17 protein-coding genes are annotated in these 24028 nt (G+C 39.2%); 11 read left to right on the top strand and 6 right to left on the bottom strand.

Features of this window, described 5'->3' with window-relative positions; genetic code table 11:
* Positions 1-277 precede the first annotated feature (277 nt).
* Positions 278-1516: a glycosyltransferase gene (locus AC06G9_RS00740; protein WP_480957364.1), complete on the top strand. Its 1239-nt coding sequence runs from the start codon at positions 278-280 to the stop codon at positions 1514-1516.
* A 7-nt stretch (positions 1517-1523) separates the two neighbouring features.
* Here AC06G9_RS00740 and AC06G9_RS00735 read toward each other — a convergent pair whose 3' ends face one another.
* The gene (locus tag AC06G9_RS00735; protein WP_260947607.1) at positions 1524-2579 is read right to left on the bottom strand and encodes an MBL fold metallo-hydrolase; all 1056 of its coding nucleotides are present in this window, start codon (positions 2577-2579) and stop codon (positions 1524-1526) included.
* 459 nt (positions 2580-3038) lie between these two features.
* Between AC06G9_RS00735 and AC06G9_RS00730 the strand changes: the two genes are divergently transcribed.
* The 4 genes from AC06G9_RS00730 (at position 3039) to AC06G9_RS00715 (ending at position 9320) form a co-directional block, all read left to right on the top strand.
* Positions 3039-3434 carry a hypothetical protein gene (locus AC06G9_RS00730; protein ID WP_045754605.1) on the top strand — a complete coding sequence of 132 codons (396 nt, stop codon included), beginning with the start codon at positions 3039-3041 and terminating at the stop codon, positions 3432-3434.
* Between the two features lie 167 nt (positions 3435-3601).
* Positions 3602-4690 carry an efflux RND transporter periplasmic adaptor subunit gene (locus AC06G9_RS00725; protein WP_480957363.1) on the top strand — a complete coding sequence of 363 codons (1089 nt, stop codon included), beginning with the start codon at positions 3602-3604 and terminating at the stop codon, positions 4688-4690.
* Positions 4691-4711: 21 nt separating this feature from the next.
* Positions 4712-7879 (top strand): efflux RND transporter permease subunit, encoded by a 3168-nt coding sequence (locus tag AC06G9_RS00720; protein ID WP_293928604.1) that lies wholly within the window; start codon positions 4712-4714, stop codon positions 7877-7879.
* Positions 7872-9320, top strand: coding sequence for a TolC family protein (locus AC06G9_RS00715; protein WP_480957362.1), 1449 nt, complete (start codon positions 7872-7874; stop codon positions 9318-9320). Before AC06G9_RS00720 ends, AC06G9_RS00715 begins: the two co-directional genes overlap by 8 nt.
* 49 nt (positions 9321-9369) lie before the next feature.
* Here AC06G9_RS00715 and AC06G9_RS00710 read toward each other — a convergent pair whose 3' ends face one another.
* Complete coding sequence (locus AC06G9_RS00710; RefSeq protein WP_293928608.1) at positions 9370-10002, bottom strand: fibronectin type III domain-containing protein; 633 nt, start codon at positions 10000-10002, stop codon at positions 9370-9372.
* A gap of 834 nt (positions 10003-10836) precedes the next feature.
* Between AC06G9_RS00710 and AC06G9_RS00705 the strand changes: the two genes are divergently transcribed.
* Positions 10837-12561, top strand: a complete 1725-nt coding sequence (locus AC06G9_RS00705) for an amidohydrolase (protein WP_480957361.1) — start codon at positions 10837-10839, stop codon at positions 12559-12561.
* Between the two features lie 251 nt (positions 12562-12812).
* On the top strand, positions 12813-14177 hold the full coding sequence (locus tag AC06G9_RS00700) for a Gfo/Idh/MocA family protein (protein WP_480957360.1): 1365 nt from the start codon (positions 12813-12815) through the stop codon (positions 14175-14177).
* A gap of 132 nt (positions 14178-14309) precedes the next feature.
* On the opposite strand, the gene AC06G9_RS00695 is transcribed toward AC06G9_RS00700, so the two are convergent.
* Complete coding sequence (locus tag AC06G9_RS00695) at positions 14310-14618, bottom strand: hypothetical protein (RefSeq protein ID WP_480957359.1); 309 nt, start codon at positions 14616-14618, stop codon at positions 14310-14312.
* Positions 14619-14653: 35 nt separating this feature from the next.
* Positions 14654-15691, bottom strand: coding sequence for a hypothetical protein (locus AC06G9_RS00690; RefSeq protein WP_480957358.1), 1038 nt, complete (start codon positions 15689-15691; stop codon positions 14654-14656).
* 363 nt (positions 15692-16054) lie between these two features.
* On the opposite strand from AC06G9_RS00690, the gene AC06G9_RS00685 reads away from it, so the two are divergent.
* The 4 genes from AC06G9_RS00685 (at position 16055) to AC06G9_RS00670 (ending at position 19349) form a co-directional block, all read left to right on the top strand.
* On the top strand, positions 16055-16750 hold the full coding sequence (locus AC06G9_RS00685; RefSeq protein WP_480957357.1) for a hypothetical protein: 696 nt from the start codon (positions 16055-16057) through the stop codon (positions 16748-16750).
* On the top strand, positions 16747-17835 hold the full coding sequence (locus AC06G9_RS00680) for a hypothetical protein (RefSeq protein ID WP_480957356.1): 1089 nt from the start codon (positions 16747-16749) through the stop codon (positions 17833-17835). The genes AC06G9_RS00685 and AC06G9_RS00680 overlap by 4 nt, the downstream gene beginning before the upstream one ends.
* Positions 17836-18234: 399 nt before the next feature.
* Positions 18235-18975, top strand: a complete 741-nt coding sequence (locus AC06G9_RS00675; RefSeq protein ID WP_480957355.1) for a MauE/DoxX family redox-associated membrane protein — start codon at positions 18235-18237, stop codon at positions 18973-18975.
* 26 nt (positions 18976-19001) lie between these two features.
* Positions 19002-19349, top strand: coding sequence for a hypothetical protein (locus tag AC06G9_RS00670; RefSeq protein WP_480957354.1), 348 nt, complete (start codon positions 19002-19004; stop codon positions 19347-19349).
* A 50-nt stretch (positions 19350-19399) separates the two neighbouring features.
* Here AC06G9_RS00670 and AC06G9_RS00665 read toward each other — a convergent pair whose 3' ends face one another.
* A complete protein-coding gene (locus AC06G9_RS00665) occupies positions 19400-20755 on the bottom strand; it encodes a RagB/SusD family nutrient uptake outer membrane protein (protein ID WP_480957353.1) in 1356 nt (451 codons plus the stop codon).
* Positions 20756-20832: 77 nt separating this feature from the next.
* The gene (locus tag AC06G9_RS00660; protein WP_480957352.1) at positions 20833-24012 is read right to left on the bottom strand and encodes a SusC/RagA family TonB-linked outer membrane protein; all 3180 of its coding nucleotides are present in this window, start codon (positions 24010-24012) and stop codon (positions 20833-20835) included.
* Positions 24013-24028: the final 16 nt, after the last annotated feature.

The raw sequence follows: 24028 nt of genomic DNA, 5'->3' as shown, positions 1-24028 counted from the left end.
CAAATTGTAATCCTTGTTTTAAAACAAGATACATTTATTTATGGACCGCAAATAATGCCTTGATATAAATGGAAATGAATTGATATATGATCGATCTATCACTCTGCAATCCCAATTTGGTCATACTTATTTTTTTAATCATTCTTGATTCTTAGCATGTACGATTTGATCATCAGACCTACGCGATGAATCCCTAGCACAATTATCTTCATTTGAAAAACAAGCATTTGAAAAAATAATGAATATGGTCTAACGCTTTTTGTGTAAATTTCCGTCGATGGAAAAACAAGAAATACTTTTTATCGGTCTAGTATGGCCAGAACCCAGCTCATCTGCTGCAGGATTTCGCATCATACAATTGCTAAAAAGCTTTCAGAATAATGATAATACAATCACCTTTGCTAGTGCTGCGTCTAAATCACCATACAGCGCAGATTTAAGTGCAATGGGTATCCATGAAGTTGAAATAAAGCTCAATGATGCGAGTTTCAATGAATTTGTTCAAGCGCTCAATCCTAATATTGTTGTTTTCGATCGCTTTATGACCGAGGAGCAATATAGTTGGCGAGTCGCTCAAGTGTCTCCCGATGCTGTACGCATATTGGATACAGAAGATTTACACTTCTTAAGGCACGCTCGCCAAACCAATACCAAGAGTGGAGAGCAATTTGACCAAGCCTTACTCTATTCAGATATTGCCAAACGCGAGATCGCAGCAATCCTACGTTCAGATATATCCATCATTATTTCTGAACTTGAGATGCAGTTATTGACCAATCAATTTGCCATCAACCCATCGATTCTTTATTATTTGCCATTTTTAGAGGAAGAGATTGATGAAGCGTGCGTAGCAAGCTGGAAGACATTTGAAAAGCGCGCAGACTTTATGTTTATCGGCAATTTTATTCATGAACCGAATTGGAACACCGTACAGTATTTAAAAACCAAAATTTGGCCGTTACTGAGCAGGCAGCTACCAAAAGTTAACTTAAATATCTATGGTGCTTATCCGAGTCAAAAAGTATTGCAGCTCCATAATCCCAAGGAAAGATTCTTCGTTCATGGAAGAGCTGACCATGCACAGGATACCCTATCCAATCACCGTGTACTCTTAGCCCCTATTCAATTTGGCGCAGGTGTAAAAGGGAAATTTATAGATGCTATGCAAACGGGTACGCCATCGGTGACTACAAGTATCGGAGCGGAAGCTATGTGTGGTGATTTTCCATGGAATGGTTTTATAGCCAATGAACCTGAGCTATTTGTCGCAAAGTCTATTGAATTATATACCGACAAATCTGCATGGTTAGATGCTCAGCGCCACGGGATAGCAATCATCAACCAGCGCTATGCAAGAGACAAATTTGAAGACGATTTTTTAATGACGATTCGATTTATTAAAGCACAGCTTCAGGCACACCGTCAACAAAATTTTATCGGACAGCTCTTATTACATCATTCAGTATTAAGCACCAAATATCTATCCCTTTGGATTGAAGAAAAAAACAAAAAATAGTCTTATTTTATTTTAGATCTTCCCACCATTTACCATACTGTTTATTCATATTTTTCAGATAGACAATTTCGCCCATTGTAGGCGTTAATACAGGAATCCGTTGCTGCTCTGCATATTGACTGATAAGCTCAAGTGGTTCTTTCCAATCGTGCAACGCTAATGCAAATTTGCCCGAATGCACAGGTAAAAAATGTTTTGCACCTAAATCTTTGACTTCCTTTAAGAGTTCATCGGGCATCGTGTGAATATAATGCCAAGCTTCATTATATTGACCATTTTCCAATATCGCCAAGTCAAACGGTCCGTATTTATCCCCAATTGTTTTAAAATGCCGACCATAACCACTATCTCCGCCCAAAAACAAATTATAGGCAGCCGTCTGCAATACAAAGGAGGTCCATAGCGTGGTATTGCGTTTGAATTTTCTTCCAGAGAAGTGACGTGCTGGCGTAGAAACAATTTTAAATTCATTACCAAGACGAGTCTCCTCATACCAGTCCAGCTCTGTGATTTTGCTTTCGGAATACCCCCATCGCTCAAAATGCGCTCCAACACCAAGCCCACAAATCACCTGTTCAGTCTGAGGTTCCAGTTCAAGAATGGTTTCATAATCCAAGTGATCGTAATGATCATGACTGATGAGCAAGAGATCTATCGGAGGAAAGTCACCTGCCTGATAAGTGTATGACATATGGAAAGGCTTGTTACTACCTGGTACCGGCGAAGCATTATGCGAAAATACTGGATCTACCAAAATAATCTTACCGTCTATCTGCAACAGATAAGACGAGTGGCCAAACCAGATCATCAGATCATCTGCGGGTAAGTTTTTAAGATCCTGCTTCATCACCGGAAGCGGTACCTGAGGACTTCTGATAGCACGATCTTTAAACAAAAAATCATACATCACTCCCACAAAACTCTGCCCTTCTTTTAATGAAGGAGTATTTTCAAGATTTTGAAATTGTCCATCCCTAAAATTAGACGACTTCTTTACACGCTCCAAACGAGCACCACTGATGTGACCGCCAAACAGAGGCAGCGTTAAATAAACATTACCCATTACAATTAGTATAATTACACTAGTAAGAACTATCTTTAAACCTTTACCGATCTTCATTTCAACCAAACTTAGATAAATTTGTATTATTTACGATTATAATTGCTTGATACTTTACAAATTCTTCTTCATTTGGAATTGATGATTATTATCCAATTATTGATCCATTTGCTACTATCCAAAATTATTTCATAACGAATAAAATAACGCAATCTTCGACGGCAGTTTATTCGTTTCTCTCATTCCTATGACAAACCAGCACAGGTGTCTGCTACTGGATGTATTCTGCCTGCAGACAATATTGGATTTACTACAATCAAGAAACCTCACAGCATAGTAGACGGATGACCATACGTTATACTTTAAATTAAATGAGTGGTTTATTTTTTTACAAAAAGCTGACAGTTAAAAAGTGTTAATATGGTGTAAGATATCATTCTTGATACTACTTTTACCGCCAATATGAGAGCGATATATTTACTGGTGCTAATTTTCAATCTTCTCCTTGTACAAGGGGATGGCCAGATATCGACTTCAAGTAACCTACACCGCAATTTAATTACATCAAATTCGTCTGTAAGTGGGTTAAACGCAACAAAAATAAAAGTATCGCATGTTAACAGTATCTTCAGTAAAGCGATCAATGAACGCACTTACGACCTGACAGAAGATGATGTTGAAGATGAAATCGTATTCGAATCCCATTCCATTACAATTTTTAAAAATATTGCCTTACTTAGCTATGCCCTAGCATTAATTTTTATTCTTAAAAATTTAGACAGTCGCATATCGATTTTTAGAAAGCAACCTTTTACCCCTACAGACAAATACATTGCACAGCGCGTGCTTCGCCTGTGAATCCCTACTCACTTCAGTATCTTAGATCAATCCTAAAATAAACCGCATCAGCGTGTTATATTTTTTGTGCTGTATATCTTATTTTTTGATATTGTGCAACTGAAGTGTCTCCCCCATTCTAGAAATATCAACCAACTTATTTAAATATTATTATTAAAATTTCATTCATGAAAAGAATTAGCACAGGCATGTTCGTGTGTTTGTATGTCTTATTGATCCAAACCAGCTGCTCTCCTAAAAAAGAAGAAAAGATCGAGAACATTGAGTACCAAGTGACGACTCCAATATTATTGGATACCACGATTTCCAAAAACTATGTCTCACAGATCCAGTCGATCCGTAACATCGAAATTCGAGGTTTAGAAAAAGGATATTTGCAACAAATCTATGTAGATGAAGGGCAGACCGTACAGGCAGGTCAGCTTCTGTTCAAGATAATGCCCAAGTTCTATGAAGCCGAATATTTAAAAACACAGGCACAGGTAAAAGCCGAAGAAATAGAGCTAGAAAACACAAAGGCATTGTCCGATAAAAATATTGTATCGAAAAACGAATTGGCGCTAGCACAAGCAAAAGTTGATCAAGCTAAAGCTGAGATGTCACTAGCAAAACTACATGTGACAGCTACGGAGATCCGAGCACCTTTTGCTGGTACAATCAATCGCATTCCTTTAAAATTAGGGAGCCTTGTGGATGAAGGACAACTGCTGACCACCTTATCTGACAATAGTCAAGTATATGCCTATTTCAATGTATCCGAATCGGAGTACTTAGACTATCAAACTCATATTCAAAATAGAGCCAACAACGAAGTAAATTTACTTCTTGCCAATAATGAAGTGCTAAAGTACAAAGGAAAGGTTGAAACAATAGAGAGTGAATTTAACAACGAAACAGGAAGTATTGCCTTTAGGGCACGATTTCCAAATCCAGACAAACTACTTAGAAATGGCGAGACTGGCCGTGTTCAAATGCTTGTCCCATTAAAAAAAGCTTTGATCATACCTCAAAAAGCTACTTACGAGATCCAAGATAAAATCTATGTATTTGTCGTAGATAAAAATGGTGTTGTAAAATCTAGAAATATCACCATCGGGAATGAACTGCCAGATCTATACCTCGTCTCTTCAGGATTGGCAGAGACAGATCGGATCCTCATCGATGGCGTTCAAAAAGTCAAAGACGATGATAAAATCAAAGTCGAATTTGTAGCACCACAGGAGGCGATGTCCCATTTGCAAATACACGCTCAATAGTTCCACCTTAAAAAATCAACGATGTTTAATAAATTTATTCATAGACCAGTCCTGTCCATCGTCATCTCCTTGATCATTGTATTTCTTGGTGTATTATCGATGCTCAAACTGCCCATTACGCAGTTTCCTTCCATTTCACCTCCTAAAGTAAATATTACTGCAGAGTACCCTGGGGCAAATGGTGAGTTGATGGTCAAATCAGTACTTATCCCCCTTGAGCGCGCGATCAATGGCGTACCAGGTATGAAGTACATTACATCAGATGCAGGTAATGATGGCGAAGCTTCTATCCAAGTTATTTTCAACTTAGGAACGGACCCCAATCTCGCTGCGGTCAATGTACAAAATAGAGTTTCTTCTGTGATCAATAAATTACCGCCTTTAGTCGTTCGCGAAGGTGTAAAGATCACGCGTGAAGAGTCCAACATGCTCGTCTACGTCAACTTATTCAGTAAAGACCCGAAAGCCGATCAAAACTTTCTCTTCAACTACGGTGATATCAATATCTTATCCGAGCTGAAACGTATTGACGGTGTTGGTGTTGCCGATATTCTAGGTAACAGAGAATATGCCATGCGTATTTGGTTAAAACCAGATCGCATGCTGGCTTACAAAATATCTGCTGATGAAGTGTTAAAAGCTCTTGATGAACAAAGTTTAGAAGCCTCTCCTGGTAAAACGGGCGAAAGTTCGGGCAAAAGATCACAAGCATTTGAATATGTCCTTAAATATCCAGGTCGATTCAATACCAAAGAGGGTTATGAAAACATCATACTGAAATCAAATCCTAGTGGTGAAGTACTGCGCGTAAAAGATGTAGCAGATGTCGAATTTGGAAGCTCCATGTATGATATCTACTCGACCCTTAACGGCAGACCATCTGCGGCCATCGTGATCAAGCAATCGTACGGCAGTAATGCCAGTGATGTCATTAAAAATATCAAAAGCAAATTGGCGGAGATCAAAGCGACCAGCTTTCCTAAAGGAATGGATTATGAGATCAGTTATGACGTGTCTAAGTTTCTGGATGCGTCGATCGAAAAAGTAATCCATACACTGCTCGAGGCCTTTGTACTGGTGGGTATTGTAGTATTTCTATTTTTAGGCGATTGGCGATCTACCCTGATTCCCGCTATGGCAGTGCCCGTATCATTGATCGGTACGTTTGCTTTTATGTCCGTGTTCGGGATTACACTCAACCTCATCACCCTCTTTGCATTAGTGATGGCCATCGGGGTCGTGGTGGATGACGCCATCGTGGTCATCGAAGCGGTCCATGCCAAGATGGAGGAAAAAAATCTTTCACCTTTAAAAGCGACCGAAGAGGCCATGCATGAGATTAGTGGCGCGATCATCGCCATTACACTGGTCATGGCAGCTGTGTTTATCCCAGTAGCATTTATGTCGGGGCCTGTCGGTATCTTTTACAAGCAGTTTTCCATCACTATGGCAACAGCCATTATTCTATCTGGCGTAGTCGCACTGACCCTCACTCCAGCATTATGCGCCATGATCCTGAAAAATGAGCATGGAAAACCGAAGAAAAAAACATTGCTCAATAAGTTCTTGACAAGCTTTAACAACCTCTTTACTACAGGAGCCAATCGCTATCAAAACTTATTGAGTAAAATCGTCAATAAAAGATTGGTCACCTTTGTGCTTTTAGCAGCCTTCTGTTCCGCCATCTTCTTTTTAAACAACAGCCTGCCATCGGGATTTATTCCCAATGAAGATCAAGGGATGTTTTATGCAATCATCCAAACGCCTCCTGGGTCAACACTAGAGCGGACAAATCAAATTGCAGAGAAACTCCAGTCCATCGCCATGAATATCGATGGTGTAAAGTCTGTATCGTCATTAGCCGGTTATGAAATTCTAACTGAAGGTACCGGAGCTAACACTGGAACCTGCTTGATCAACTTAAAAAGTTGGGAAGATCGCAAAAGCTCCGTTCAGGATGTGATGCACGAGTTAGAAGAAAAGTCAAAAGATATTACTGGTGCCACCATTGAATTTTTTGGGCCTCCGGCAGTTCCCGGATACGGTGCAGCTGGGGGATTTGAATTACGTCTTTTAGATAAAGCAGGATCAGGTGATTTCAAAAAAATGGAGACCGTAAGTAAAGATCTCGTCAAAGAGCTGAGCAAACGCCCAGAGCTAGCATCTGTATTTACCTTTTACAGCGCTAGTTTCCCACAATTTATGTTGCATATCGACAACGAAAAAGCCGAACAAAAAGGAGTGACGATTGACAATGCGATGAGTACTTTATCCACATTGGTAGGAAGTAACTACGAAACCAGTTTTATTAAATATGATCGGCAGTATAAAGTCATGGTACAGGCATTACCGCAATATCGTGCGCAACCAGACGATATACTCAAACTTTACGTGAAAAATAATAGGGATGAGATGGTACCATATGCGGCATTTATGACACTGGAAAAAGTATATGGTCTTTCCGAAATCACACGACACAATATGTATAACTCTTCGGAGATAAGTGGCTCCTCGGCTCCAGGATATAGCAGTGGCGAAGCGATTAAAGCGGTTACAGAGGTAGCCAAGGCAACATTGCCTAGAGGGTATGGTATTGAATGGGCAGGTATTTCTAAAGATGAAGTTTCCCGAGGTAATGAAGCCATCTACATCTTTTTGATCTGTTTGACCTTCGTATACATGATATTAGCCGCCCAATATGAAAGCTTTGTATTGCCACTAGCCGTAGTACTTTCGTTGCCTGCAGGTATTTTTGGAGCATTCCTACTGCTCAAAGTATTGGGTCTAGAAAATAATATTTATGCTCAGGTCGCCATGGTTATGCTTATCGGACTGCTCGGGAAGAATGCGGTATTGATTATCGAATTTGCGGTACAAAAACACCATGCCGGTAGCTCTGTACTTGCTGCTGCTATTGAAGGAGCGGGTGTACGATTCCGTCCTATCTTGATGACTTCTTTTGCCTTTATTGCTGGTCTAGTACCATTGGCATTTGCAACCGGGCCAGGTGCTATCGGCAACAGGACCATCGGAAGTGCGGCAGCTGGTGGTATGCTAATCGGTACCGTATTTGGATTACTGATTATACCGGGACTGTATTATATTTTTGGAAAGATAGCATCCAGAAGCAAATTGGCAAGTTACGAAAACGAGAATCCTTTATCAGAAGAAATCGATCATCATGAATAATATCAAGATAAAAAAATGGATTGGAATAGGCTTGATCTGCGTTTCAGTAGCAAGCTGTAAGGTGCCTTCCGTTCCAATCATTAAAGAAAACAAAATCGTGCCTGTCGCATATAATGACAGCACAACGACAGCTTTAAAAGACAGTACGAATATGGTCGTCACGCCCTGGCGTGATTTCTTCTCCGATCATTATCTCAGCAACTTGATCGATACCGCTTTGAAAAACAATCAAGAGCTCATGATCACCTTGCAGGAGATCGAGATTGCGAAAAGTGAAGTCCGTTTTAAACAAGGTCAGTTATTGCCGACAGTAGGAGCCAAAATTGGCGCCGGAGTTGAAAAAGTAGGACGCTATACCAGTCAAGGTGCTGGCGACGCAAGTACAGATATCGTTCCGGGCAAGAAATTTCCAGATCCACTGATGAATTACGAGGCTGCACTGACAGGTAACTGGGAGATCGATATTTTGGGCAAACTCCATGATCAAAAGAAAGCAGCCATAGCCCGCTATCTCTCCACGATGGAAGGCAAGAATTTTGTCTTGACCAATCTGGTTGCCGAGGTTGCTAACAGTTATTACGAACTATTAGCCTTAGATAACCAACTCGATGTGGTGCAAGAAACCATCAAATTGCAACAGAATGCGCTTGAGGTGATCAAAGCACAAAAAGAGGCAGCTCGATCTACGGAATTGGCGGTACAAAAATTCAAAGCTGAAATGCTCAATTCGCAAAGCTTGGCTTATGAGATTAAACAGGATATTCAAGAAACGGAGAATCGGATCAATCTTTTATTGGGTAGATACGCTCAAAAGATTCCACGGGACAAAAATAGCTTTTTGACCATGGTATCACCTGCAGTTCATAGTGGTATCCCTTCACAGTTATTGGCAAATAGAGCGGATATCAGAAAGGCTGAGCTAGATTTAGCTGCTGCAAAATTAGATGTCAAAGTAGCACGTGCCGAATTTTATCCTTCTTTCAACATCTCGGCAACTTTGGGTTTAGAAGCTTTCAAGCCCTCTTACTTTGTAAAGATGCCAGAGTCGATGTTATACTCGCTTGCGGGAGAACTTGCTACACCATTAATTAATAAAAATGGTATAAAAGCTGAATTTAGTAAAGCAAGCGCACTCCAGTTGCAAGCAATGTACAACTATCAGCAAACGATATTGAGTGCATATGCCGAGGTGTCAAACAACCTATCGAAGATAAGCAATCTGCAAAAAAGTTATGATCTCAAATCGCAGCAGGTAGAAGCTTTGACCAAGTCAAATGATATCTCCAATGATCTGTTCAAGTCTGCCCGAGTTGATTACTTTGAGGTACTCATGACACAGCGGGATGCTTTGGAAGCAAAATTAGAACTGATCAAAACAAAAAGAGATCAGTTGAATACCGTAGCCGTTACCTACCGTGACCTCGGAGGTGGTTGGAAGTAAAGGGGCTGAGTGATTAAAATGCGCTTACTGGATGGTAAGCGCATTTATATTATCTTGCCATTAAGCTTACCACTTCACTCCAATCACCAATGCCATGTTTATTTCGAGCGCGAACTCTCATGTAATAGGTAACACCGGCTGTAGTAGGCGAAAAAACATTACCATAACTTGTACTTGTCTGAAAGCTTTCTTGCCATAGCGGTTGTTCAAATCCATCCAACTGACTTGTGATCTCGTATTCATAGATCAACGCGTAGGGTTGTGATTTAAATTTTATTTGTAATTGATTTTGTTGTTTACCATCAATTAAAGCTACCTGCAATAAAACACCAGGAACTTCTGGGGTACGGGGATCACGCTCAAGCACCAGACCAGAACTCAATAAAATAGATCGAGAACCCTCTGCAACTGTATTGACATAAAATGAAAGACTTCGAAGGGTTTTTACTAAGATTTGTTTGCTATCATTTTTTTCCGATCGTTCCAATATACTTCCTCCTCGACTAGCTTTCTGCCACTTGATTTTAAAGTCTTGCATCTGCATCTTGATCTCTTCTAAACTGATCGGCAAATCGGTCAATAAATGGTGTCCCTCCAAGCAGTCTACGACTTTTCCAATCAATGTATTGAACTCGTGATCATTAATTCCTGAATAATCCATAATTACTTTTTTCTTTCTCATACTGGATGCTTTGATGAGCTTAAGCTCGTTGAAATAATATTTATGATGTAGTTTCCGGATACACATCACACAAACATAAATTGATGGCAGATATAAACAGAAATCTGGGACAAAATGGGACAACAAATGGAAATGTGGGACAGTAAATATGAAATGTGGGACACCCGAATGAAAATATCTGCCCGATAAATGTGGATCCAACTATCATTTCTGTTGCCCAAATTTATCTAGAGCAACCTCATTATAGAAGAAATTGAACTACCAAATTCGGTTAAGTAATTACTATTTTTAAAAAAGTGATTACTTTATATACTGAAGTGATTACTTTTTTCTACTGAAGTACTCACTTAAGAAAAGTAGTAAAGCATTAAAAAAAAATCATAATCCATATTATTTATAAAAAGGAACATTTTATTTAATATAGGATATACTGATTATGAATAACAAATTTATAAGTAAAGAAAAGATAACCATATCTGCTCATAAACGACCACAGTACAAATATGTATAATCACAATATGATATTAAGTCAATATTTTTCAGCAATAGTGCGATGCATATTTTTTATTTTTAAGCATCATTAAATGAAAAGCAACTATTTTTTTCTAAAATAGCTGCTACCAAAATCTAGAAGGCAGTCCATGATTCAGCTCCTTTTTATATAAAAAAAACGACAGCCTCAGGATTACAGCTCTTTTCATTTACTCTTAAAATTAAACAAGAGTTTATTGATCTCGTCCATACTAGTCAAAAGTCACAAACAATTTTTCAAACATTAAAAGTAAAAAACAGTTTATATTAAAAACTACCGATAGATTTTAAACAATAGTTGTTATGTGGAAAAAGTACAATATTAATGTGATCTTGTTTGTCTGTATACTAGCCGGTTGCAAAAATGTAAAAAATGATGCAGACACCCTCTATTATGGAGGTCCCATATTAACGATGGAAGACACTATTCCTCAAGTGGAAGCATTAGCAGTAAATGATGGAAAGATACTTTTTGCGGGAACGAAAAAAGAAGCTATGAAATACGTTGGCTCCAATACGAATGAGGTCAATTTGGAAAATAAAACGCTCATGCCTGGTTTTATTGATGTACATAGTCATATCACTTCGCGTGCCGGTATGTCACAAGCGGTAGATCTTTCTCCCAGCCCATATGGCAAGGTAAATCGTATAGCAGACTTACAAACGACATTGCGAGACTATATCAGTAAGCATCAATTGGATGCAACGACTCCTGTGCTGGGTAATGGTTATGATGATGCCATCATGACCGAGCATCGCCATCCTACGCGTGAAGAACTCGACGCTGTCAGCAGTTCCAATCCAATTATCGTTATCCATGCTTCCGGTCACGCGAGTGTGATCAACACGGCGATGTTCAAACTATTACAGATACCGGAAGATGTAAAAGATCCTCAAGGAGGCCATTATGGACGCAATCCAAAAACGAATCGATTAAATGGAAAACTGGAAGAAAATGCAAGTTTTACCGCATTGATGAAACTAACGGCATTACTTCCCAAACCTCCTGAAACAGATAGCCTCTCGCAATCAATGAAAGATTTTTTGGCTGCTCAAGATGAATGGTTTAGCTATGGGCAGACTACGGTTTGCGATGGAAGAACCATGGGGGTAGGACTTACTTTGCTCCGTGAAGCGGCTGCGAAAAAATTAATCAAAGCTGATGTTGTCTATTTCCCCGATTTTGAAGCAAATAAAAAGGAATGGCAATCGTTTTTACCACATTATATGAAATACGAAAACAGGCTCAAATTTGGTGGGTTCAAATTCTCGGATGACGGTTCGCCACAAGGAAAGACAGCTTGGTTGACACAACCCTATCTCGATCCTCCAGAGGGACAAAGCAAAGATTATAAAGGCTTTCCAATATTTACAGATGAAGTGCTCTACGTAGATTTAAAAACAATCTTTTCAAAAAATATCACGGCCCAACTCCATGTCAATGGAGATGCTGCGATTGATCAAGCATTGCGTGTCATCGAAAAATTAAAACAAGAAGGAATCTACAAACCTGAACTTCGAGCAACCCTCATTCATGTGCAAAATAGTAGACCAGACCATATTGCTAAAATTAAAGAAATTGGCGTAATACCATCTTATTTTTCGGCACATACCTATCTATGGGGTGATTGGCACTACAATAGTGTTTTTGGTCCAGAGCGAGCAGCATTTATAAGTCCTGCCAAAGCGGCTAAAGATGCTGGAATAACATTTACCATCCATCACGATGCTCCTGTGACACCGCCAGATTTGATCACCGGTGTATATGCTGCGGTGAATAGAATAACACGTTCGGGGAGGGTACTCGGTCCAGACCAACGCATACCCGTCATTGATGCGCTAAAAGCGATCACCATCAATGCGGCATATCAATACCAAGAGGAAGATACCAAAGGTTCTTTAAAAGTTGGCAAGATCGCTGACTTGGTGATACTCAATAAAGACCCATTAACTATAGATCCAAAAGAACTGAGGTCAATACAGGTACAAGAAACAATCAAGGATGGTAAAACAGTATTTAAAAGATAGCTACCATAACAACTAGCTATAGGATCATAAAGCGAAAGGGGGTGAAATAAAATAAACCCTCTTTTTGTAGCCCTAAGTCTATCATCTTTTATGTATACCCATATGAACCATCATGTTAAATATTCATGTAGAACTATATTTAAATTTCCATCTTAAGACCATCAAAATAAATTTATAGAGAAATAATTGCCAAATAATCATTATATTGAGTTCTTTGTTTTTCTCATAGCGAACAATATATAAACCAATTCATGATGGCGAACTTCAATCTAAACCGCAGAAAATTCATTCAAAGCACGAGCGCAGTTTTAACATTATCTGCATTGCATGCTAACGGACTAGCTTTTGCTCGTCAAAATAAAAACATGCGCGTAGGACTAATTGGCACAGGTTGGTATGGCAAAAGTGATCTTTTTAGGCTCATACAAGTCCATAATATTGATGTAGTTGCTCTGTGTGATGTCGACAGCAGACATCTACAAGAAGCAGGAAGATTGATCAGTGAGCGCCAAATATCACGAAAGGTTCCAAAGCTTTATAATGATTACAAGAAAATGCTTGCAGAAAATCAGTTGGATCTTGTGCTGATCGGCACGCCAGATCACTGGCATGCCAGACAAGCGATTGATGCCATGCGGTCGGGTGCCCACCTCTATCTCCAAAAACCGGTCAGCATCGATGTCCTAGAAGGTGAAGCGATCCTCCGTACAGCAAGAAAATATAACAAAAAGGTGCAGGTAGGTACACAGCGACGAAGCACTGCCCATCTCATTGATGCAAAAAATCGTATTATAGATCAGGGATTACTCGGTAAAATATCACATGTCGAGATGTGCTGCTACTACCATATGAGAAAAAATGGCAATCCACCATTGGAAGCTATTCCAGATTTCCTTGACTATGAGATGTGGACTGGTCCTGCTCCTTTACGTCCATATGACGGTTTGCCGCACGGTGGGTGGTGGCGAACATTCATGGAGTATGGAAATGGTATCACCGGTGATATGGGCATGCACATGTTTGATACTGTCCGCTGGCTATTGCAGCTCAAATGGCCTAAAAAGATCAGTGCAACTGGAGGAATTTACGTTCAGAAAGAAGGAAAATCCAATATCGCGGATACACAGACAGCAATATTTGAATATGATGATCTAGACTGTATATGGCAACATCGAACTTGGGGAACACCTGCAGATCCAGAATATCCGTGGGCATTTATTATCTATGGAGATAAAGGGACGCTAAAAGGAAGTGTCATGAAATATGAATTTATTCCAGTTGGTAAAGGAGAGCGCATTGGTATGGATGTCGTTTTTGAGAAAGAAAAATTTCCAGCAGATCTGAATGAGCCCGGAATCGAACTGCACACCGCTCCTGCTACACGCCAACATATGCTGAATCTTTTATCAGCGATTAAAAATGACCATCTCCCAGTGGCAGATATAGAAGAGGGACATATCTCAACGGCAAGTTGTATTCTCGCCAATCTATCCATGTTATTGAATAGACCATTAGTCTATGATCCTATTAAAAAAATATGTGTGGACGATCCAGAAGCGACCAAATTATTAAGAAGACCTTATCGGGCACCTTGGCAACATCCGTTTTTGGGATAACTAATTAAATCCTTGATAAGGATAAAATATAAGTTCGGCAATTTATATTAATTTTTGCCGAACTTATATTTAAAATTTATGAAATAGATTGAAACAACTGAGAATTTGTTCGGCACAATCCCGCTCACAAGACTATTCCATTAAATAATTCCAACTTCCATGAATATCTTTTATCTCCCAAGATTCTACTTTCGTTTTATAATTATTAAAATTAGTGGTATCCCATTTGGTGATGTGATATCCTCTGCAGAGCTTACAATAGTAAGCTCTCTTGCAAGCATATTTTCCCATCCGATGTTTGATACGCTTACCGTCCGTCTTGTTTCTAATCCGTGATTTGAATTTAAATTGGAGCATTGCCCCCTGTGCTTCGATCATTGATGGAAATCCAACTTTTCCAGTTGCACGGCATTTCCATCTTCTCCCCTTTAATGTTTCCATAATCCGTTAATTTAAAACGTTTATATTTCAGTAAATTATTCCTTTTCAATAGGCACCTGAAGCATGACCCAGCCCTTGATACGTCTAGCAATTTTTGCTGATACCTCAAAATCGACCTTCCCTTCGAAAGGAACTTTTAGTACAATCCGAAGCCTTCCCCCTTTCAAGAGATAGCAAGCGTCAATCATATCAGCAGCTACTGCATGATAGCGGCCTATCTTCTGTACAAATCCATTTGTGTCACGTACCACTTCATTTAAGCTCCGTTGCTCACAGGCAATACGCTCACCCATATCCGTCTTTAGGTAAAGCTGTACGATCGGCGTATTATTATTGTTTTCAAATGCAAATAGACCTAGTTCGGAATACATAATTTTTTGAGTGAAAAATCTGTTGTTGAGTAAAAATTCCTCCTGCTCTGGATCGATTGATTTTACCCGAATAAGATCTATTTCTTCCGTCAGATCCGTTTCCTTTTCAGCCGCCCCCTCTGCCACAGTAATTTCTTCGGCCTCATTTTCAATCGATGACATGCTTTGTAACTGTTCATTAAGAATTGAAATCTTTAGATCCCGATGCAGGACCGTCCGCTCTAATTCAAGAATAGAGCACCTCCTTTTATGTTCGAGAGCAACATAAAAACAGGTTGTATACAAGATATTCAAGAACAGGACACCGCCAAAAATCACCAATAGCGGAAGCCAGAGCCACTCATCCTTCGGTATAGCCACAGGTCTAATCACCCCAAATAAAAATAGTGTAGGCAGTAAACAGCAAGTGAAAAGTTGGGTAGCAAAACGTTTTTGTGGATTCAGTAACCAGTTCTGCTTTCTATCAAGTACGATGATCAATGCCCGGATATAAAAGAAAGCTAGGAATACGATCAATACATAAAACAGATAGCTGACAACGACCGATGTGTTTTCAAGCCATGCATCAGAAGCCCCAAGGTAACCCAGATACCAGCATACACCGCCAAAGGCAAAAGAAGCAATACATAACCAAATAAAATCTGGATAATGCACGTCTACTTCCGTACCCTTGGGATACATGATCAATTGGCTACTTTTCATAATTAACAGTTTTAATCGCACACTGCCCCATAGCTGATTAATTATTAAACAGCTATGATATCAGTGTATTATGAAATTTCTTGTTAGTAAGAATTTTTCGTTATCTAAATTTAGCCAATATTTCGATAAGCAGTATACTTAATTAGGAAAACGTAGCTTTCAGATTCATCATAAAGTGGCAATAAGTATCTTAAATCAAAAAAACAACTCCCTTCGCTGTTGCAATTCCGGTTCTTATTGGGAAAAGAAGACTCTTAATGTAAAAAATATGCTCTTATTGAAATATATATAACATTTAGACATAATAGCTGTGTTTATGGGTAATTTTAATTCACAATAAACAAATGATATAAATCGCTGCTTATGAGAATAATAAACAAAAATTTCAGCTTCTTCAGTCGCAATTATATACTTATCATACTAGCAGTCTTAGTCACATGGTATGGACTTTTTTTAGCATCAACACTCTATTTACAGGTTTACAGTATTGGCATCCTTGTTTTGCTGATTCCTTTTTTGGAGATTCGTAGTCATCAGGTCGTGATGCAGCTTTTCTTTATTTTTTTTATCTGCATGATGATCAGCAGTATTTCAGTTTTTGATCGCCTGCCCTATAAGTTGCTACTGGTTTCACAGCCGTTTTGGATCGCTTTAAAATATGGAATAGCTTTAGCTTTAGGTCTATGCAGCCTTGCATATTTCTTATTTTATAAAAATACAAACCTGATCAAGATCTGCTGTATTCAATTTCCGATCATGATTATTACTTGCACCTGGTATATACGTATGATCCTGATCTTGAATAACTGTCAACATATACCAAATGCAAAATCGGTACATATTCCAGCAGTCGTGATCCAAAAATGCCCAGCCTGTTGTGATATCCATGAACTATGGTTTTCATTTCATCTTGAAGGTAAAGATCACCATGTTTCTATGGATGTCAATCCCAGGTTGCATGAGCGTAGCAAAGAAGGTGATACACTTATACTGCAGTTGCACACAGGCGCATACGGCTGGCCCTGGTACCATAAAGATATCAAAAGGAGGTATAAATGATCGTAAGCCTACAGTCCCTTACATTACAGGTAGAAACCCTCGAACGTCTAGGCTCGAAGGAAATACCATCTCGGTTATATTCCATTTCAGTAGCTTGCTCCGATAATTTTTCTGAGTCCTTGCACGCCTACCGTCAGGCGGGTAGCATTGATACTGCCCGTCAGGCGGTACGCTTATACCACACGCAATTACTTCGTCTGCACCAGAAACTCAATAGCTTCTGTTTGGATAGAAATATAAAAGATCGCAGCGCTTTATCAGCCCTAGAAGAACTGCTCGAGCGGATTGAATTTCTGTTTAAAAACGATATCGATCCCAGTACAGCGCTTCCGAGTCATTATCGGAACAAGATCAGGACATATGTCGATCATCATATCCACAGCATATTTGAAAAATTAGAGAATAAGCAGATCCCTCAGGTATACCTGGACGAAATCCTTTCCGCGATTAACAGTCTTTTTGAAGAAGGTAAGATCCCTTATATCCAATATCGGCACCAAGATTATATCATCCAGTTTGTAGATGCACTCCACCAACTGGCCAAAGACGACCGCAGCAATAAAAACTGGCAATTTCGCTTTTTGGTATTGATGATCAACTTCAATTTTAACCATATGGGATTTTTCAATCGCTGGAAAGAAATGTATAAGGACGATCCATCCTTTATGGATGGCTTGTTGCGCTTTCCCAAACATTTCTCCTGTATTCGGGGCTTTGCTTACAATAACAATAGCACCAGTTTACTCAAACTGATGTGCGAATATGTCCAAACTAAAACCAATGGATCACACCACGCAGCCATTGATCAAGTCGAACAATACCTCCATAGCAACTTCAATGGCAAAGAACTTAAGATCTGGATGCATCTCTGTGTCAAAGCCAAAATCACACAATCACCAGAAAAAAAAGAAGTTGCCAACGAATTTTCTAAACTGGTTAAAACCAGAGAAGGAACATTATTATCTCCCCATAGCCTGACCAAAATGGATAAAAGTGCCGAATATGATGCAGCAGTCAGCGTACAACGAAGATTAAAAGCCATGCTGAAGGAATTGGACGATAGTTTTCCAGATTTGAATAGATAAGTATAAAAAAGTAGGGGTATACCCCCATTACCCCTACACCAACCGGTCAGCTAATCCTTAAAAACAAGTTCCAGCTGTCTGTAGAGCTGATTATATAAATCAGCTTAAAAAGTCCGGTTTCCTACACACTACCCCCCAACCCATTCAAAAGCCCTTTAAAGCGTACATCACCTTATAAAAACAAGCTTTCACTACCCCTACGGTCAGCATTTTTCCATATTATCTTTGTTTTGAAGCGTACGAATAAGCAGAAGCTGACGCTTAAACAGGTCGCCCCGTCACAACGGGGAGTAAAGGACAGTGGCGCCCTGTTTTTAAAAATAAATAGTAAAACGCCTGCTATAAATAGTAATGGGTAGGAAATAAATAGTAAAACAGCATAAATAAATAATTGACGCTATGGACACTAATAAAAACATCAATATAATATATGGGCTACTACGGATAGTGATGCTCCTTTTTTGGATTTATGTCGGTATAGACAAAGTATGGCAGCTCCATGCTTTTAAGATCGCTCTACAGCAACAACCTGTCATTAGTCCTTTAGCTCCAATACTATATTGGTTACTTCCTATAGTAGAAATCAGTTTAGGCTTACTGTTAGCATTTCCATCACAGAAAGTACAGTCTTGGGGCTGGAAAGCTTCAATCCTACTTATTTCAGTCTTTACAGTCTATATCGCGTTAGGTGTATTAAATGTATATGAGCAGAAACCATGCATGTGCAGCAGCTTTTTGAGCAACGTCACTTGGAACACCCATCTCGTGATCAACAGCGTTATCCTAGCCTTATCGATACTTGGATGGGTATTAAATAAATCTTCCATTAAACACACGCACAAGACAGGCTTAAATGGTAAAGCCAGCATTGCGCTACTACTCATCGGCTTTCTTGCCATTGGTTCCTATACCTACAATAGTACAACCCGTATCCGGGCAATAAATCATTGGCATACACCAGACAGCCTATATGATCAAGAGCATAATACCGTCATGAGCTCCTTAAAAGGCTTGATGGCGTCCACATACGATCGGTACTTAGAACCGTACCGACAATTTTTTACCAAAGGTTTGCAGGCCGGTACAATTACTAACCCGTTATTGGTCTGCAATACAGAAAGGAGGATAGCAGTATGCTAACCAAATTTTTAAACAATTATGGCTACATGATATTAGGAGGAGCCATGATTTTCGGTTTTTCAGCATTTAAAAGTGCTGAGGTTTATTCAGGGAAAAAATTAAGCCCTGCAACAGTTTATTTCCATGGTGATGCCACCGATCCTGCTCAAGTAGCAGATGAATCGCGCTGGACAACAACGCCAAATGGTGAAAGTTGTGATAACACAGACGAACTGGCATGTTCCATTGTGGTAGACAACACAGATCTTAGCGGTAACACGTTAAACACCAATAAGATCCAACTGGAGGCACAACCCATAAATTCGGGCTATGTTCCTCAGTTGATGTCGGGTTCAAATCCGACACAATTTCAACCCATTAATAAAAGTGAATAATCTTTTATAGTTGTTGAAAATTTTACGGCCCTCATTAGGGCCGTAATCTTTTATCTTGGATTTTGTGGTATACCTGTCAATCTAACAATATCTGCAGGTAATGGCAGGGCATATCGATCAGAGTTTGGTTCAAGCGTATACACAATACCATTCACCATTCTTTTCAAAATGATATTTCGACCTTCTATATTGAGCCGTTTAATATCAATCCATCTCAGCCCTCTAAACAGCAGCTCCTTTCTTCTTTCTTCCAGTATTAAATTCAACACCTCATCCGCTTTACGAGCAGTAAAAGGAACAAAACTTCCAGATTGATAACGAGTAAGCAAAAGTCCATTTAAATTGTCAAGAGATTTATCAAATCTCCCGGACCTAGCGTAACATTCAGCCCTTATCAAATACATTTCGTCGGTTGCTATACCACCAAAAAGGAAAGAGCTCCCAGAATAATTACCTTTGAAATTGACCACATTTTTGTTGCTCTTAAAGTAGGCATTTTTTCTAAGATCATTGATATGGTAAGAACGGTAAAGACCGGAGTCAATATTTGCATAAGCATTGGTCATGATGGAGCCTTTTAATTCAAAATAAATCCCGGTCTCCTTATTAAAAATTGTAAATGGAAAATTGGCAGTTGAATTCACTTCAGCAGGATTGTTGAAATTCAGCAGCTCTTTTTTTATGGACAAATATTGATCTGCAAATTCAAATGCTTTGTCATATAAGCGCATTGAAAGATATACTCTTGCCAACATTCCTTTTACAGCCAGTTTATTTGGACGAAGTGCATGAATCGATTCCTCGGGAAGTAAACTGAGTGCATTATTAAGGTCAGCTATAATTTGTCTATAGGCCTCCTCCACCGAAGACCTTGTAGAAACCACATTAAAATCAGAAGTTTCTCTCAAAATAATTCCGAGGTCCTGCTGGGAGCTCGATGCATCATAGGCTTTTGCATAGGTCCATACTAAACTTAAATAGGAAGTAGCCCTAAAAAACAATGCTGTCCCTTTTACTTGATCCCAATCTTTTGCATTTGACATGTTCCGGTCTATTTTATTCAACCTTTCTAATACCAAATTAGATGTGTAAACCGAGTTATACATGGATGCCCATTCATTTGGGAAATTATATTGAGAATCTTCCCAGATATATTCCAAGCGCTCGGTCTCAGATAGAGAATTATAATTGACCGTTGGAATGTAGTAATTATCTGAAGCCTTCTCTCCTTTGGCGCATAAATTTAAGTTCATGACGCCGCCATTGTCCAACAGCCCTTGAAGATCTTCCAAACTTTTCGGAACGACTAGCTTATCGTTGGACTGAACATTCAAATATTTTTCACATGATTGTATAGAAAGTGAAAAAACACTGAATAAGAAAAGATATAATTTAATCATTTTCATCTGTATATAATTATTTTAAGCATTGCTCATTATTGGTGTAAATAATGAGCAACACTCCGTTTGAAAAAATTATTATGTTATAGATCAAGTTGAAGACCTAAAGAAAAAACTTTGGGAGGAGAAAGCCGATAGGCAAACTCCGGATCAATATGAAGTTTATTTACACGCCATACGATCCCGAGGTTGGAAAGGTTAACATTAAATTTTGGAAATATATCCCTTTTGCCAAAATTCAATTTTGTCTGCCATGACAGGTTAATATATTCCAGCCTGATGTGATCACCTTTGAGAACATGTATATCTGATTTCGTATAGAAAGAATCTGCATTTGAAGCAAGCGGATAAACCATTTTCGGCATATCGGTATGCTTTTCGTCGCCCACTTTCTTCCAGCGCGACTCAAAATCAATGTAGGCAACTCCATTGCTATATAAGCTAAAATATGAAGTAGCAGGTTTCTGGAAATAATACCCCGTCTTATAACTAAGGTTTACAGAGATAGAAAAATTGTTCCAGGTAAACGTATTGATAAAATTTCCAAACTGCTGAGGTTTGGAAGAACCAACGAAAGCAACAGTTTCATTATCTTCAATATTGCCATTTGCTATAGCAACCATACTTCTGTAATCTGTTGATAACTCTCCGTCCAGATATCCCTGAGCCTCCCCTTGGTCATTGAGCCCGCCCCAGCGATATGCCGCTATGGCATTGAGCGGTTTTCCGACAATTGGCGTAATATTATTACCATTTCCAAAAAAACGTGATAATCCCTGGTTCGTGGTCAAATAATACGCTGTTGTTATGCTCTTATTTACACTAAAATTAAAGGTAGAGATCCAGTTCAGTTTCCCATTGGTGTTAACGGTATGGATTGCCCAGTCAAGACCTTGCCCTTTCATTGCACCAACATTTTTAACAATGGTCTGTTGAAGTCCCCAGGTTGAATAATCATATTCTGTATTACCATAAAGATCATTACCAATTTTACGGTAATAATCTAAGCTCCCGGTAATTCTCCCTTTCAAAAACGCATAGTCTATAGCCACATTTAAGGTGCTCACTTTTTCCCAGCGCAATGCGGGATCATTGAGCGTGCGGATGGTCAATGATGGAAGATTGCTGTATTTTCCAGTATTAATATTTGCGATGGGCTCCGAAGTTTTGGAAACATCAACATTGCCACTATAACCAAAGGTGGTTCTCAGTTTCAAGCGGTCTATCCAGGCCAATTTTATAAAATCTTCTTTCCCAAGATCCCAATATCCACCGATAGCCCATAATGGCGACCATCTGTCGTTGGTCTTAGCACCGAAAATATTTGCACCATCTTGCCGATAACTTATAGAAAGGGCATATTTTTCTTTCCAAATATTGGAGAAATTAGCATAAGTAGAAATAAATCTATTGATCGTTTTTGAAAAATCGGGAGCCCCTAAAACCGTTTGATATAGATTATCAGGATTGGTTCTGTACAGGGATACATGATCCACGGCGACTGAAGTCAAAGGTCGGTCCTTATAACCATATGCTGTAAAGCTTGACCCCTGCAATTCGTTTTCCCGTATTTCAGCACCTAATACGCCAACAAGATGATGCTCTCCCAAGTGCTTGTTCACTCCTATCTGGCTTCTGACCGTGTAGGACTGTCCATGATTCTGGCTGCTTGCCTTTAAGCCCGAACGGGGCACAGGATAACTTGCTGTCAACGTGTTTGGATCAACTTGGGTAAATTGATTAATTATTGATCTAGCTTTATAACTATCAATAGTACTCAGTTCATCCATTGCTGTAGACTGAAGCTGATACTGACCTGAAAACATCAAATTGATGAAAGGCAATAACTGGTATGAGGCGCTGGCCGTAGCATAGAGTTCTGACTGCCTGGAAGTCGTATTCGCAGACCTGTTCTCGGATACAGGAAAGTAAGACCAGTCCAAAAAATTATCACTGTAATTCTGATCTAAATAAAGCTGTCTAAAGTCTCTTTCAAAAGGCATTTCATATCCATCCGAGTCGTAAAATTGCATATAAGGAACAGCCTTACTTCCATAAGTCAAACTTGTATACTCGGGTTTTCCTGATAGATTACGGGTACTGCTATAGTTAATTTTTAGATCCACCCGTAACTTCTCAACAGGCCTAAAACTATTCGATATCAAAACATTTAACTTTTTAGTCTTATCGCTCAGCTGACTGCGGTCTTCCATATATCCCAGACCAATTCCGTAGCTATTTTTTAGACTACCACCCGAAACGCTAAGTGCATACTGTTGCGTAAAGGGATCATCGTAAAAAGCATCTGCATAATTCGTCAGACCATTTTGTTTCAATAAATTATTAATAACGGTGGCAGAATCCTGCTCAGAAATAAGTCCTCGCTTCCTTTTATCAAAAATGTCGACAGCAGGTGTCATCGGAACATAGGGAGCAAAATTCAAAAAAACATCGTAATATCCATTGTCAAACAGCATTTTTTCAATATCAATAAAGTCTTTATTCGATGTCCGGTATAATTTTGATAGATCTGATTTCCCCTTAAACAACAGCGTACTGCTAAATGAGATCTTACTTTTCTGACTGTTCAAATTTCCATTTTTTGTTGTCAGCACAATGACACCGTTCCCTGCTCTTGCACCCCAGATCGCGCTAGCTGCGGCATCTTTTAGTACGGTCACGGTTTCAATCATATTGGGATCGATATTGCCTATATTACCTTCATAAATAAATCCGTCCAATACGATAAGTGGATCAAGATTTCCATTGATGGTACTCAGACCTCTAACGGATATATTCAATTTCTGGTTAAATGGATTTTGGATAGGCTGGTTATCAAACCGAATGGCAGGAACAATATTATTCAGACGTTGCAAAATATTTGTTCCTGTTTGCTGATTTAACATTTTATTGGATATGACATCTGCAGCCCCCGTAACTTCATTGGATTTTAATGTCTGATAACCGGTATTAATTTCAACTTCTTCAAGATATTGATCTGATTTCACTAACAACAGATTGCTGTTACTGTCAAAATACCCGATCGGAACAATTTGATTGTTATATCCGACAGAAGAAACCAATAGCGAATCATTCTTTTGAAGACCAAGGATGGTAAAGTTTCCATTTTCGGTAGACTTAACAACATTAGTATTATTCAGTAACGAACGTACTGTTGCCCCGCGGACAGGACTCATATCCCCACTATCCAGTAGCACCCCCTTCACGTTGACTTTTTCCTTTTGCTGGCTATAGCCAGACATGATGCATGTCCAGCAT

This window comes from Sphingobacterium sp. MAE (assembly GCF_056711605.1).
This window is presented reverse-complemented; position numbering and strand designations above follow the sequence as displayed.

Bases quoted from the DNA above. Each gene is read 5' to 3' on its own strand.
- AC06G9_RS00695 (WP_480957359.1), bottom strand. From the start codon at position 14,618: ATGGAAACATTAAAGGGGAGAAGATGGAAATGCCGTGCAACTGGAAAA.
- AC06G9_RS00705 (WP_480957361.1), top strand. From the start codon at position 10,837: ATGTGGAAAAAGTACAATATTAATGTGATCTTGTTTGTCTGTATACTA.
- AC06G9_RS00740 (WP_480957364.1), top strand. From the start codon at position 278: ATGGAAAAACAAGAAATACTTTTTATCGGTCTAGTATGGCCAGAACCC.
- AC06G9_RS00730 (WP_045754605.1), top strand. From the start codon at position 3,039: ATGAGAGCGATATATTTACTGGTGCTAATTTTCAATCTTCTCCTTGTA.
- AC06G9_RS00725 (WP_480957363.1), top strand. From the start codon at position 3,602: ATGAAAAGAATTAGCACAGGCATGTTCGTGTGTTTGTATGTCTTATTG.
- AC06G9_RS00720 (WP_293928604.1), top strand. From the start codon at position 4,712: ATGTTTAATAAATTTATTCATAGACCAGTCCTGTCCATCGTCATCTCC.
- AC06G9_RS00665 (WP_480957353.1), bottom strand. From the start codon at position 20,755: ATGAAAATGATTAAATTATATCTTTTCTTATTCAGTGTTTTTTCACTT.
- AC06G9_RS00660 (WP_480957352.1), bottom strand. From the start codon at position 24,012: ATGTCTGGCTATAGCCAGCAAAAGGAAAAAGTCAACGTGAAGGGGGTG.
- AC06G9_RS00700 (WP_480957360.1), top strand. From the start codon at position 12,813: ATGATGGCGAACTTCAATCTAAACCGCAGAAAATTCATTCAAAGCACG.
- AC06G9_RS00685 (WP_480957357.1), top strand. From the start codon at position 16,055: ATGAGAATAATAAACAAAAATTTCAGCTTCTTCAGTCGCAATTATATA.
- AC06G9_RS00680 (WP_480957356.1), top strand. From the start codon at position 16,747: ATGATCGTAAGCCTACAGTCCCTTACATTACAGGTAGAAACCCTCGAA.
- AC06G9_RS00670 (WP_480957354.1), top strand. From the start codon at position 19,002: ATGATATTAGGAGGAGCCATGATTTTCGGTTTTTCAGCATTTAAAAGT.
- AC06G9_RS00715 (WP_480957362.1), top strand. From the start codon at position 7,872: ATGAATAATATCAAGATAAAAAAATGGATTGGAATAGGCTTGATCTGC.
- AC06G9_RS00690 (WP_480957358.1), bottom strand. From the start codon at position 15,691: ATGAAAAGTAGCCAATTGATCATGTATCCCAAGGGTACGGAAGTAGAC.
- AC06G9_RS00675 (WP_480957355.1), top strand. From the start codon at position 18,235: ATGGACACTAATAAAAACATCAATATAATATATGGGCTACTACGGATA.
- AC06G9_RS00710 (WP_293928608.1), bottom strand. From the start codon at position 10,002: ATGAGAAAGAAAAAAGTAATTATGGATTATTCAGGAATTAATGATCAC.
- AC06G9_RS00735 (WP_260947607.1), bottom strand. From the start codon at position 2,579: ATGGGTAATGTTTATTTAACGCTGCCTCTGTTTGGCGGTCACATCAGT.